12 protein-coding genes are annotated in these 13,071 nt (G+C 45.8%); 1 reads left to right on the top strand and 11 read right to left on the bottom strand.

The window, feature by feature from the left end:
- Positions 1–113: 113 nt before the first annotated feature.
- The 4 genes from F0220_RS13195 to F0220_RS13180 all read right to left on the bottom strand — a co-directional run bounded on the left by F0220_RS13195 (position 114) and on the right by F0220_RS13180 (position 3,651).
- On the bottom strand, positions 114–1,406 hold the full coding sequence (locus F0220_RS13195; protein WP_105598492.1) for an amidohydrolase: 1,293 nt from the start codon (positions 1,404–1,406) through the stop codon (positions 114–116).
- 78 nt (positions 1,407–1,484) lie between these two features.
- On the bottom strand, positions 1,485–1,778 hold the full coding sequence (locus F0220_RS13190) for a hypothetical protein (RefSeq protein WP_074094818.1): 294 nt from the start codon (positions 1,776–1,778) through the stop codon (positions 1,485–1,487).
- A gap of 78 nt (positions 1,779–1,856) precedes the next feature.
- Positions 1,857–2,960 (bottom strand): saccharopine dehydrogenase family protein, encoded by a 1,104-nt coding sequence (locus F0220_RS13185; protein WP_105598491.1) that lies wholly within the window; start codon positions 2,958–2,960, stop codon positions 1,857–1,859.
- The gene (locus tag F0220_RS13180; RefSeq protein ID WP_105598490.1) at positions 2,944–3,651 is read right to left on the bottom strand and encodes a class I SAM-dependent methyltransferase; all 708 of its coding nucleotides are present in this window, start codon (positions 3,649–3,651) and stop codon (positions 2,944–2,946) included. Before F0220_RS13180 ends, F0220_RS13185 begins: the two co-directional genes overlap by 17 nt.
- Before the next feature lie 129 nt (positions 3,652–3,780).
- Between F0220_RS13180 and F0220_RS13175 the strand changes: the two genes are divergently transcribed.
- Positions 3,781–4,890 carry a helix-turn-helix transcriptional regulator gene (locus tag F0220_RS13175; protein WP_223199936.1) on the top strand — a complete coding sequence of 370 codons (1,110 nt, stop codon included), beginning with the start codon at positions 3,781–3,783 and terminating at the stop codon, positions 4,888–4,890.
- 241 nt (positions 4,891–5,131) lie between these two features.
- On the opposite strand, the gene F0220_RS13170 is transcribed toward F0220_RS13175, so the two are convergent.
- From F0220_RS13170 to F0220_RS13140, 7 genes are all read right to left on the bottom strand, one after another.
- Positions 5,132–6,145, bottom strand: coding sequence for a FecCD family ABC transporter permease (locus F0220_RS13170; protein WP_105598488.1), 1,014 nt, complete (start codon positions 6,143–6,145; stop codon positions 5,132–5,134).
- The gene (locus F0220_RS13165; protein WP_091016820.1) at positions 6,142–7,167 is read right to left on the bottom strand and encodes a FecCD family ABC transporter permease; all 1,026 of its coding nucleotides are present in this window, start codon (positions 7,165–7,167) and stop codon (positions 6,142–6,144) included. Before F0220_RS13165 ends, F0220_RS13170 begins: the two co-directional genes overlap by 4 nt.
- A 117-nt stretch (positions 7,168–7,284) precedes the next feature.
- Positions 7,285–9,252, bottom strand: coding sequence for an AraC family transcriptional regulator (locus tag F0220_RS13160; RefSeq protein WP_105598487.1), 1,968 nt, complete (start codon positions 9,250–9,252; stop codon positions 7,285–7,287).
- 336 nt (positions 9,253–9,588) lie between these two features.
- Positions 9,589–10,326, bottom strand: coding sequence for an ABC transporter permease (locus F0220_RS13155; RefSeq protein WP_146117027.1), 738 nt, complete (start codon positions 10,324–10,326; stop codon positions 9,589–9,591).
- The gene (locus tag F0220_RS13150; RefSeq protein ID WP_105598486.1) at positions 10,319–11,236 is read right to left on the bottom strand and encodes an ABC transporter ATP-binding protein; all 918 of its coding nucleotides are present in this window, start codon (positions 11,234–11,236) and stop codon (positions 10,319–10,321) included. Before F0220_RS13150 ends, F0220_RS13155 begins: the two co-directional genes overlap by 8 nt.
- Before the next feature lie 86 nt (positions 11,237–11,322).
- A complete protein-coding gene (locus F0220_RS13145; RefSeq protein WP_105598485.1) occupies positions 11,323–12,363 on the bottom strand; it encodes a sensor histidine kinase in 1,041 nt (346 codons plus the stop codon).
- Entirely contained in the window at positions 12,356–13,063 is a 708-nt protein-coding gene (locus F0220_RS13140) for a response regulator transcription factor (RefSeq protein ID WP_105598484.1), read from the bottom strand. Before F0220_RS13140 ends, F0220_RS13145 begins: the two co-directional genes overlap by 8 nt.
- Positions 13,064–13,071: the final 8 nt, after the last annotated feature.

Below are 13,071 nucleotides of genomic sequence, written 5' to 3'. Positions count from 1 at the left end.
CAGGACCATGGAACTATTTCCAGCTATAATTCGACAAAAAACGCCATGGAGTAAGCCTCCATAGCGTTTTGAGCACAGATATTTTTCCAGTTTGGATCATATTCACCCTAAAATTAAATTCCCTCAACAATCCGTTTGGCTCTAACCTTCACCTCACGGTAAAGTTCATTCTCATCAATCGTTAACAACTTCCTGCCTTGCATGAGGATCTGACCGTTCACAATCGTTGTGTCCACATCCGCCCCATTTACACTGTAAGCCAGTAACGATTCTACCTCATGTACCGGTTGAAGATGTGGTTTTGCCAGATCGATCAGGATCAGATCAGCTTTGCACCCCACCTCAAGCATACCCACTTCATCCTGTAGACCAAGCAGACTAGCACTTCCACGTGTAGCCATGCTTAGTACATCCTTGGCTGGCAAGCAAGTGGGATCGCCATAGTCCAGCTTTTGCAGCCAGGTCGCGGCTTTGATCTCTTCGAACATATCCACGGTTGTGGCACTTCCCGCTCCGTCGGTTCCGATCCCCACGTTAATCCCCTGGGCCAACATCTCGGTAATCGGAGCAATTCCACATCCCAGCTTCAGATTGCTGACCGGATTATGTGCTACACCACCGCGCATACCCTTCAATCTGCTGATATCCCTTCGATTGAGGTGTACACCATGCGCAAGCAACACATGTGCCTGTTCGAACATACCCGCCTCTTCCAAATACTCTGTCGGTGTCATGCCATAACGTTCACGAATCTTCACAACTTCTTCCTTCGTCTCAGCCAGATGAATATGCAGCGGGATATCCTCCGTCACAGCCATGGCAACGACTTCACGGAGCGGCTCCATGGGACAAGTGTAGGGAGAGTGCGGTCCATACATGGTTGTAATCCTCCCCTCGGCCGCTCCAGACCAGCGCTGTACAAGATCGATCGCCTCTTGCAACCTGCGTCCCCCATCATCCTCCATGAATACCATTCCACGTGTAAGCGATGCCCGCATACCCGTTTGCTTCACCGCTTCTGCAATCTCGTTCATATGGATATACATATCCGCAAACGCAGTGGTACCCGAACGGATCATCTCGGCAATGGATAACTTGGCCCCCCAATAGATATCTTCCGGGTTCATCCGCGCTTCGGCAGGCAACATTTTGCGTTCGAGCCAGTCCATCAGCTTCAGATCATCCGAGAATCCCCGGAGCAGGCTCATTGGTGTATGTTGGTGGGCATTAATCAGTCCTGGCATGGCAACCTTATTGCGACCATCGATAATCTCATCTTGCGGTTGAGGCACAATGTGATCAGCAATCTGCGTAATGCGATCTCCCTCAACACGAATATCCCCCGTGAAGGGGGCATCGGCATCTTTCATCGTCAGGATCGTAGCTTGCTGAATCAGTATACTCATTACATTCACAGCTCCTCTGAATTGGTTATGGTTCATTCCATATCCGAGGGTAAGCCTTCACGTAACGGAAAGGTCAAGTCATTTTAATTTTTGGATCGTCATCTTTCTGAAAGTTTGTATAAAGGGTTTGGGGTCAATCTCGACCATATATGGATATACTCCTGTGCTTGTGTGCAGATAGAAAAATCCACCTTCATCACCCATACGGCGAAATGACATATCAAACACTTCCGTAATGTTGAACTCGCGGTATTTGGTCACGATTTTATCTGAATACAGAATCATGGAGCGGGCATTCATCTCAATCTCTTGGGCGAGACCCGTCACTTCTCTCTGTACTTTGTAATAAGGTAATACAGCAACGCAGTTCATGATCTCCCTCCCTCCATTCATGCCATGATTATTGTTCCATCATAGCAGATCGGAGGTTCCCAGCAAAAGAACATGAAACTAGGTGATCTGGGTGGTCACCTCTAGTGGCGTATGAAGTGCATCCTGAATGTCCTGTAAAGAGAGACACTGTTCAATGTGAAACACACCATGAGGCAACGCTGACTCCGTTCTATATACGCGTTCCGCCACGGCTGTTGCTACGGCTGCTGTTGCATCTGCTTCCTTATCGCCAACAAGCAATTGTTCGACGCGGACTTGTTCCCCATTTTCCCATCCAATGGCATCGACCTTGACCGCATACATCGGCTCTCCTCCAGGAATAAGACCAAAGGCCTTCACCGTTCCATTCCGAATAGACGGGATACGCAACAACGAAAACAACCCTGCACGTTTGGAGATTGCCATGGATCCTGTGATCCAGCGGGAGTCCAGGCATAGTCGGGTGGATACAGTTGGAATTCGTAACGTCCGAGCAACCACGTGTTGATCTGAAAAGTTAAATCGATAGGCCTTCCGGTTCCCCAATACCGCTCCAAAATCGATCCTTTTGCCATCTCCGAAACTTTGCACTTCCGTAGGCTTGCCCTTTTGCATCACCTGGTAGGTGGCATTCATCTGATCAACGGTCCACTCCACAGCAGCTTTTCCGTGTTTCTCTCCAAGTCCCAGCATCACGGTAATATCTGCTTCCTCTACCCGATCCATATGCATGGTCGCTTCGCGTACAAGCAAGTTCGTTACTCCCGGTGACAATCCAACGCTGAGGATCGTGGTCGATTGGGAACGTTGCATTTTGGTATGCAGCTGTTCAACCTGAGCGAGAAAATCATATTTTGCAGAAATATCAATATAATCGGTTCCGGCTTGTGCGCAGGCTTCAACGAACCGGGTATCGCTCTGATCAACACACATGATGACCAGCTTCACAGGCCTTAACATGGATGGCTCTACAGGTCGTGTTACATCCAGTTGAAGCGGTAGCACAGCACCACCTGTAGACCTACTGAACTCTTCCGCACGGTTCATGCGTGTACCCGCAGCCCATACTTTACCTGGGAACAATTTCCCCAGTTGACTACATATCATCTGCCCCACTTGACCATAACCACCAACCACCCAGATCTGATCTTTCATCGGCTTCACGTTAGTTTCGAATTGCATAATACCCCTCCACCCAGAACGCCCCGAAGTAACGTGTGATTTGTGAGAAACCGCATTCGGTGAGTAGCTGAGTCATCTCTTCAGAGCATATGGGATCAGATTCGCGGCCCAGAGAAGCAGCAAAGCGCTCCCACTCTTCAGGAAGCACGCCCACACTCAACATGTGATTCTTCCAAGCTTGCATCATAGTTGGATGCGCAGGTGAACGAAGATCGGCATTTACAGCCGCAATGATCAGTGGTGCACCCGGTTTAAGTCTCGTTGCGAGGCTGGTCAGAAACGTTCTCTTGGCCTCCATCCCTTGAAGGAAATGCAACATGAGCATGCTTGTCGCCCCATCATATAAAATATCCTCCGGCAACTCTTCAACCGTGACAGGTTGCAGCGTCACTCTGGAACCGATGCCTGCTTCCGTGACTCGTTTCTCAGCAAGTTGCAGCATGGGCTGTGATGGATCTACTCCAGTCAATGTCCAACCGGCATGACGTGATCCGAGCAGAGCAATCTCTTTTCCCCCTCCCGCACCGGCAACAAGGATATGAATATCGTTGTTATCTGCAAAAGATGCTGAAAGCAGCCGTTCCATTAGATCATGCATATGAGAATAACCCGGAATTTTCAGGGCTATCGATTGTTCGTAACGATGAACATCTGCTGTTTCCCAGCTCATCGGTGATGAATTGTGATTCATGGATATCGCACTCCTCTTGAATTGAAGTTAGACTTGACTCGTTGTTCGTCTAATTTCATTATAGAAGGATACGCCGAGCCTACAATCCCAGAACATTGGGATATGCGCACAGAGAGAGGAGTAATCTTGTTGACATCACGTATTGATCGGAACCACAGACTTATCACTTCTCTTGAAAAAGGAACCTGGACCTCACGTACTTATCGGGAAGCTGTTCTCAAGCAGATCCATACGGTTATACCTTACGATGCATACTGTTTCACTACCGTTGATCCTCTGACTCTTCTCTCCACAGGAGCCGTGACAGAAGATGGCATTGAGGCCATTCATGATCGGTTATTCATCAATGAATACATGGAAGAAGATATACATAAATACGCTGAATTAATTCGCAGCGGTGAGCACACAGCTACACTTCATACGTCCATGAACTCACAGCTTGAACAAAGCCCACGTTATATCAACATTCTTCAGCCAGCGGGGTTCGGTGATGAACTTCGCGCTGTATTCGTCAACGGAGACGCTTGTTGGGGATATCTGACACTGTATCGCAAGACTGGGAATTCTTTTTTCACAAAAGAAGAACGGTTGCTGATTCAGACCTGGACTGCTTCGATTGCATCGATGCTGCGGTCCACAAGTCTGACACTGATCGATGAACTCACGAGTGGAAGTCCCGAAGAACCCGGAATTTTGATCAGCTCAGATACGTTCCAGCTCTTATCGCTGAACGCCTCCGCTCAGTATTGGCTGTCCCAATTGCGTACGCTGGAACATGTAGGGCCAGACATTCTGCCCCGTCCGGTACGTGCAGTGAGTTCCCACTTGCAGCGCAAGAATCGGGCTGAACGGGCTGAAGATACTCAACTTGCTCCCGACTCACCATCCAAAGTTTGCATTCAACTTCCGGATGGGCGTTACCTCATACTTCATGCCAGTCTCATGCAACAGCTTAAAGGACCGGATCAGATTGCTATCCGTTTGGAGCAGGCGATGCCGCAGGATTTGCTGCCCTTGCTTGCCGAAAGCCATGGATTATCCAGTCGAGAGCGGGAACTGCTCGGATATGTGCTGCGCAGCTATTCATCCAAAGAAATTGCTGCTGCGATGCATATTTCCGTCTACACGGTTCAGGATCATTTAAAATCCATTTTCGCCAAAACCAAGATATCCTCGCGTCGCGAGCTCATCTGGTATTTTGTTTCCCGTTTTCAGCTGTCAGATGAGCCTGCCCTATAAATCCTGATGTAATTTCCCGATAATCAACTTGGCTATCAAACAATGAGTACAATCAAAAGATGCCAATACGACATCCTCGTAATGGCATCTTTTTCTATATGCTATTTATTAAGAAGCCTAGCGGTAATGCAGGCTAGCTTCGATCGTTGAACTTTTGATATCGTGCATTCTGCTTTAATAAGCAACGCACAATCCTGCCAAGCCGTTTTCCACAAATATTCAGACCATATCATTGATTGTGTTATTTGGCTTTTGCTAGTAAATAAAGAAAATATGGAACACTAATAACTGTAATAACGATTCCTGTCGGCACATCTCCTACGAGTCTAACCGTGCGCGTAATCGTGTCAGCCAACACCACGATTAGTCCCCCGGCCAAGCTGGCAGCCGGAATGAGCAATTTGTGATCGGGACCGACCAGTTTTCTGGCCATATGCGGAGCGATCAAGCCAACGAAAAAGAAGCTTCCCCCCACGGCTACACTGCCAGAGGATAAAGCAACAGCAGCGATTGACAACCCAAAAAACTGCCGTTTCACGGAAACACCAAGCCCCTGTGCTGTCTGATTGCCCAGATGGAGGGCATTCAGTATGCGAGCCTTGTAAAAAATATAGCCGAGTAAGATCAAGACCCATGGTGTCAGTATGGAAATATAACCCCAATCATCGCCCCATAGGCTCCCCGCCAGCCAATACAGCATGAAGTTCATCTGCGAATCATCCAGCTTGAGTGTCAAGAAGGTCGTCAGCGCCCCGTACCCGCTTCCTAACGCGACCCCGGTCAGGATCAAACCGATTGGCGAGATGTCTCGTCCGCGGCGATACGATAATAAGAAGATCAAACCCGCTGCCAATAGTCCGCCAACAAAAGCCAACAGAGGCAGAGCAATAAAGGAACTCTTGCCTGTGGATTCAATGAATACAACGAAGAACAGGACAAACAAACCCGATCCCGAACTAATTCCCAGTGTACCCGGGCTAGCCATGTCATTACGCAGCAAACTCTGCATCACGACCCCCGCCGCTCCCATTCCCAGACCTACCAAAATCGAAAGTACAATTCGTGGCAGACGAAAATCAAACACAATCAGATTTTGCTTATCGGTACCGTTTCCTATGAGAACGTTCAGCACTTCTAGCGGTGAAAGATTCATCTTGCCAGAATTCATGCTAATGATCGCAAACACAAGGATGAGCACCATAAGCACTACATTGATGATAATGCCTCGTTTCACCGTATAACGCCGCTTGGTCATTCATATTCCCTCCTTTGTCTTCGCGCCAAGAAGAGAAAATACGGCACACCAATGATAGAAAATATAATGGCAATCGGCGTTTCGAACGGTTTATTGATCAAACGTCCAGCCAAATCGGCCGATACGGTCAGCAACGCACCATATAACGCCGCTGCCGGAATAATATATCGATAGTCGACACCTACCATATATCGCACAATATGCGGGGTAATCAGACCCACAAAACCAACCGGGCCAACCACAACAACAGCCAATCCAGTCAGTACAAGTACAATAATTGTCGACAAAATTTTGACCAGTCCGCTACGAATGCCGAGTCCACTTGCTACATCATCTCCCAAACTGAGCAATGTAACCGAAGGGGAAAGCGCCAGTGCCAGCAGTATACCACCAACAAAAAGCGGTGAGATAATCAACAGTTCACCCCATTTGACACCCGCTGTACTACCCGCCGTCCAGAATGTCAATGCTCGCCCCAAATCATAATTAATTGCCAAATACTGACTGAGTGCACCAAACAACATTGAAATAGACAGACCTGCCAGTACAAGCCGCTGAGGCGTCATTCCGCGATTGCCCAGTGACGCGGTAAAGTACGTCATACCGGTGGCGATCGCTGCTCCCAGACAAGCGAACAACATCATCTGCCAATACGAATAGCCCGGCAGAAAGGCCAGGCAAAGTGCAATTGCAAATGCTGCGCCAGAGCTAATCCCCATGAGCCCGGAGTCGGCCAGCGGATTACGCGTTGTCCCCTGCATGATCGCGCCACATACTGCAAGGCTACACCCGACGATCAGATCAGCTACGGTACGCGGAAGACGCATGGTTTGAATAATTTGATGTTCAGTGAGCATTGGATCAAATCGGAAAATAGCCTCCCATACCGTTGCTAACCTCATATCAGCAGCACCAAACATAATTGATGCCGCCGACATGAGAACCGTTAATCCAAGCCCTACTACCATGTACATGGTGAAGTTCATCGCCTCACGGCGTTTTTGTTCAGGCTTGCTTTTCATCTCGTTTCCCTTTCATCACCTATTTACAATCCAAACGAATATGGTTATTAACGTCCATAAATTCGACTGGTCATGTTTGAAAATTTGGAGTGCTCAATTAAAATTTCGTTCTAACTCTTATTTAGCTAATGCCAGCAATTGACTAACAATATAATCAATCAATGCACTGGAAGTCATTACGTCGGTGGACCAAGATAGCGAAGAATCCACCTTTACGATCCGATTATGTTGCACAGCAGGTATGGCATTCCACACTGCATTATTAGCAGCAACGTTTCCATCTCCTAAGAAGATCATATAATCCCCAGAGTAAGCGGGTAATACTTCCATGGAGACATCACCCCAATATTTATTTGCATCAATAATATCCGTTTGGACTTTTGAAGGTGCCTGCAATTGAAGTTCATCGTAAATAAGCTCACCAACGGCATGCTTGGCTCCAGCTATGTAGTTACTTTTATCACTGAATTCTCCAACCGTAATCGTCACATCGGATAGGCCCGCATTCTGAAAGGCTAGCTTTGCTTCTTCGATTTTTCCGGTATAAGCATTCAAAACATCCTTAGCCTCTTCCTGTTTGTTCAAAACATCGCTAATAAATTGTATCCGCTCTTCTGTAGTCATATCACCATAGGGAACATAAATGGTCGGGGCAATTTTGGATAAATCATCATACGACTCATCACTCCATGCCAAAATGATAAGATCAGGCTCAAGCGTCATGATATCTTCCGGCTCCATGGCTACTTTTATGGAGTCTGTAATCTGGTTAGCATAAACAGGCTCTGTCTCCCCCCGTGCAGCTCTAGCCACACCTAAAGGAGTTACACCTAGGGCCACCACATCACCAACCAAATAATCAACTACAACTCGCTGAGGGTTGTTAGGTACCTCAACATCACCCTTAACTGTGGATATCGTTCTGGTCTGCGAGACTGCTTCTGAAGCTTTTGTCTCCGACCCTTCCTGTTGTGTCGTCTGCTGTGTCTGCGCAGGTGTTGTATTTGCCTTTCCCCCATTATTCGCTGGCGTCCCTGACGTACATGCCGTCAATAACAGCATCATGCTTATCGCCGCCGCCAAAATCATTTCTTTACTTCTTAATGTTCCAAACATCGTTGATTCCCCATCTCTATAAGACTTGACTAGACTTGCTAGTTCCCTCTCATCGTAAGGTAGATGAGAATCATTATCAATACCATCAACCTGCATGGATAGTGCGTTTATTTTCCGATAATCACTTGGTGTCATCTTGTAAAGCTTCTTAAACATTCGGAACAGGTTTTTCTCATCTGCGAAACCAGCTCCTGTCGCGATTTCTTTAACCGTCGCTTCTGTATGTTTCAGGTCATGGCAGGCAGCTTCAATCCTTCTCTGAATGAGATACTCCTGTAAGTTCATCCCTTCCCTTTTTTTGAACAACCGCGTTAATTGTCCACCACTGATCCCAAACATATCGGCAATTTGTTGAAACATAATCGGCTCCCTGTAATGTTTATCGAGATATATCTTGGCAGAACCGGCTGGATCTGGCTGGAGATACCGAATCTCACCATTCTCCAAATCCCTGTAGACCTCATGAATCAATTGATATAAAAAACTTTTGGCCTGTAGCTGATCCATCGCTTTGCCACGTTTCCAGCCATTCATCATCCGTTGGAACCAATCGCGTAACAAGATGGGATTACTTGGCGTATAACCAAACTGTTGAACAAATGGATTTACTTGCTCCAGTAATTGTTGCAGATGTTTCTTGAAAAAAAGAGGTGATTCTGCTCTATAAAACACCATAAAGGTCTTCACCATCTCCTCTTTAGGCGTAATACTGAGCATGCTCCCCTTCCCGCCGTGAACTAAACCGAAGCGTTCCATTGCAAATGTGGTTTCATTCAGTTGGATTTGCGCTTCTCCCCCATATGCATAGATAAACATGCTACTAGGCATTTTATATTGCTCCAACGGGTATTGTGACGCTATGTTCTGAAAGCGTACATCTATTAATGTAATGATCGAACGTGTCCAGATACTGGCCATCATATCAATCATCTCCGGTGTAAATCCCTGTCTTGCTTCTTCCTCTTGCATCTATCCGCACTCCTCGTTTCACTTTTTCCAATGTATACATCACTCAATAATTGATATTGATTATCAATATCATATTTGATCAGGTAAGTATATATCATTAAGTGATATTGGGGAACAGGCAGTGGACGTTATGCTTTTCATCCCAGCTTCCCCCATCGGAAAACGAGCACAAAAAAGGCCAACCCGTAATTACGGGTTGACCTGATCATTGAAAAAGAAGCCCTCATCCATACTAATCAGGGCTTCTCCGTTATGTTTTTCGCAGTCATATGCGACCAACTTGATTAGGATTTTGCATGTTTCCGAGAAGGTTTCTTGATAAGTTTGAAGACAAGACTAATGAATATCTATTTTCTTAAAATAACCAATGGCCAGTCCAAGACAAATGATGGATGTAGCAGCGATCGAAATATATGAATACTCTGGAGGATATTTGGCTTCCAGTGTTCCATTCGCGATATCCAGTGCTGCGGTCCATGGAAATAGTCCGCGATGTTCACTTGTAGCCAGCATCACATTCACCAGTGTAATAATAATGGTTACGATAATCGCCGGCACAAAACTTTTTAATACGAGCGTAATCAGAATGATCGGGGTCGACAACAGAAACAACAGCAGACCTGCCACTACATAATTGCTGAACGAGTTAAGCACAAACTGTGGAGTAAGACCTGCAAATTGACCCAGCGAACCAAAAATGATCGCCAGCGCCCACGCAGATAATGTAAGCAGCATAATCCATCCCAGCAACAAAATCCATTTGGACATTAGCAGAGCGACTCTGGAAACCGGAATGGTCAGCAGATTCTTCATTGTATCCTCCGCATATTCCCTGTTATACAGATAAGCGGTAATGACACCATACAACGGAACTCCAATGACCAGTACAGCATATATGCTTGTGTTGGACATTAGCACACTGAATTGTGCAACAAGATAAGGCTCCTTTGTTTTCATTTGCACAAACATGGCAGCAGCTACCATCAAAGGGGCAACGGCCGCTCCGATGATACTAAGCAGAAACATTTTGGAGCGTTTCAGCTTGAGAAGTTCAGTGTAGAGCAAATTAACCAATGGTTCCACCTCCAACCAGCTTGGTGAAATAATCTTCCAAACGATCCTCACTCACCATAATTTTGGTTACGTTGATATCATTTTCCATAAAGATTCTGTTTAGCTTCCCTTGTTGTCCAAGATGGGAATACACCCGGATATTGCGTTCATCATGAATTTCATATTCAGCCTGATCCAAACCGTCTAGAATGACCGCAGCCTTATTATCATCTGAAACTTGAAATTCGGTGTATTTACGGTTCCTCTTCCGAAGCTGCTCAAATGAAATTTCCTCTAGCAGGTTCCCTTCATGAATAATGCCCATGTAATCAACCAGTTGTTCAATTTCCGATAAAATATGGCTTGAAATCAAGATGGTAATATTTCTCTCCGTGGCCAAATTTTTAATCAGCCTGCGAATTTCTTTGATCCCAATCGGATCAAGTCCATTGGTAGGTTCATCAAGAATCAGCAATTCTGGATAGTGCAACAGGGCTCGGGCAATGCCTAACCTTTGTTTCATTCCCAAAGAATATTTGCCAACCAATTTTTTGGTTTCATTTTGCAGACCTACGATTTCGAGCGCGTCCTCGATTGCATTCTTTTTGTATATTCCCATAATTCGAGCGTTGATGGATAAATTTTCGCGGGCAGTCAGGTTCTCATAAAACCCGGGTACCTCTACAATCGAGCCGGTTCTTCTTAATATTTCTTTTTGATTGGTAAATAGGTTCTCTCCAAATATCTCAATCTCACCATGCGTTGGTTTGATTAGACCGAGCAGCATACGGATTGTCGTCGTTTTCCCTGCCCCGTTGCGTCCAAGAAAGCCGTATATCCCACCTTGTTGAACGGTCATGTTCAGTGAATTAACTGATTTTTGAGTCCCGTATTGTTTGGTAAGATTTGTTGTTTTGATAATTACACTCACGTCTAGCGCACCTTCCTTCCAAGAACTGATAATTTCATTCTAGGTTTCAGATTTTAAATAGCGCTTATCCAAATCTTAACTATCTCTTAATTGTGCTGTGACTTTGACAGCAGCTTATACTTGGGGATTGTGAATATAAAGGATGTTTTCACGCCAGGTGTGCTCTCTGCCTGCAAATGCCCCTCATTTTTCTCAGCCAGTGTCCGGGCAATTGAAAGCCCAAGCCCGCTTGCCCCAAAGACAGGGCTACGTGAGTGATCACTGCGATACATACGTTCAAACACCAGATTTAGCTCTTTCTCCGATATCCCTGGTCCTTGATCCCATACGGTTAATTGGAAATTAAGATGATAACATGCTATTTCAATTCCCAGAACGCCCCCTTCATGCCCATACTGGATAGAATTTTGAATCAGATTACTGATGAGACGATGGATACTCAGCCTGTCTGCCATAACGAAACAAGGGTAATCCGGAATCTGAATGTTTAGATCCATCTCTGCTTTTTTGAGACTGGGTATAAATTCAATCAAAATCTCCCTAGTCAATTCGGCCAGATCCAACGGTTCAGCCTGCATGGGCATCTCGTCTGCATCCAGTTTGGCCATGGTGAACATCTCATCTATCATTTTTTTCAAATCCTTCGATTTTCGCGACAAAATATCCATATAGTCTCTTCTCTCTTCTTCTGTCGAAGCAATGTCATCCTTGAGCGCATCCACATAACCAATCATCGAAGTTAGAGGTGTGCGAATATCATGAGAAATGCTGGAAAACAGACTCTTTCTTACTGCCTGAGAGCGCTGGGCATCGATCTTTATGCTTTCAAGCTGCTCCATCAGGTCATTTGCTGCAAAAACGATCTCATCCAGCAGTACATTCCCTTTGCTTAATATTCTTCTTTTTCCTTCTCCATTGACCGCCCGATGCAGTTCAGAAGCAATCGATTGCTGCTTGCTTCGATTCTGATATTGATTAACGAGTACCATGATGCTGGTGAAAACGAAAGCTGCAAACAACCACATTCGTGAACCATGCGTCAAGCTCGTGTAGTATTCCATGGCAAGTGCCCCAGCTCCGATGATCAACTGTAGACCGGATAACATCAAGACGGCATCTCTACTCATCCCGTTCACCTACAAATTTATAACCGATGCCCCAAACGGTTTTTATGAATTGTGGATTCGAAGGATCGGATTCAATCTTCATTCGCAGCTTTCGGATATGTACCATGATGGTATTGTCATCATCCAAGTACCCGTTATCCCATACATTTCTGAATAATTGGGCTTTGGTAAATACCTGGCCAGGATTGGACATCATAAATTTGAGCAATTCCGTTTCTTTGCCAGTCAGATCGGTCTCTTTTCCCTGAACATCAACTGTGTATGTTTTCAAATTCATCATCAATCCTTTGAAACGAATGACCTCACTGTGGTCAGGAACCTCCGTCCCAAGAACCATAAATCTGCGCATAAGTGCCTTAATTCTGGCAACCAGCTCATGAATGCTAAATGGTTTGGTAATGTAATCATCTGCACCTATGCCAAGACCTATAATTTTGTCTGTTTCGTGGTCTTTGGCTGTTACCATCATGATGGGTACATTACTGATACTGCGAATTCTTCGACAAGCTTCCATACCGTCCATCTGAGGCATCATCAGGTCAAGAATGACCATATTATATTTGTGCTGTTGGAACAGCTGCAGCGCTTGTTCACCATCTGCGGCAGTATCCACGGTGTACATCTCTCGCTCCAGGTATTTTCGGATCAGGTCTCGAATCTCCTTATCGTCATCCGCAATGAGTACACGAATATTCTGCATGATTTCAA

Origin of the sequence: Paenibacillus sp. 37, from assembly GCF_008386395.1 — a bacterium.
Taxonomy (GTDB): domain Bacteria; phylum Bacillota; class Bacilli; order Paenibacillales; family Paenibacillaceae; genus Paenibacillus; species Paenibacillus amylolyticus_B.
This window is presented reverse-complemented; position numbering and strand designations above follow the sequence as displayed.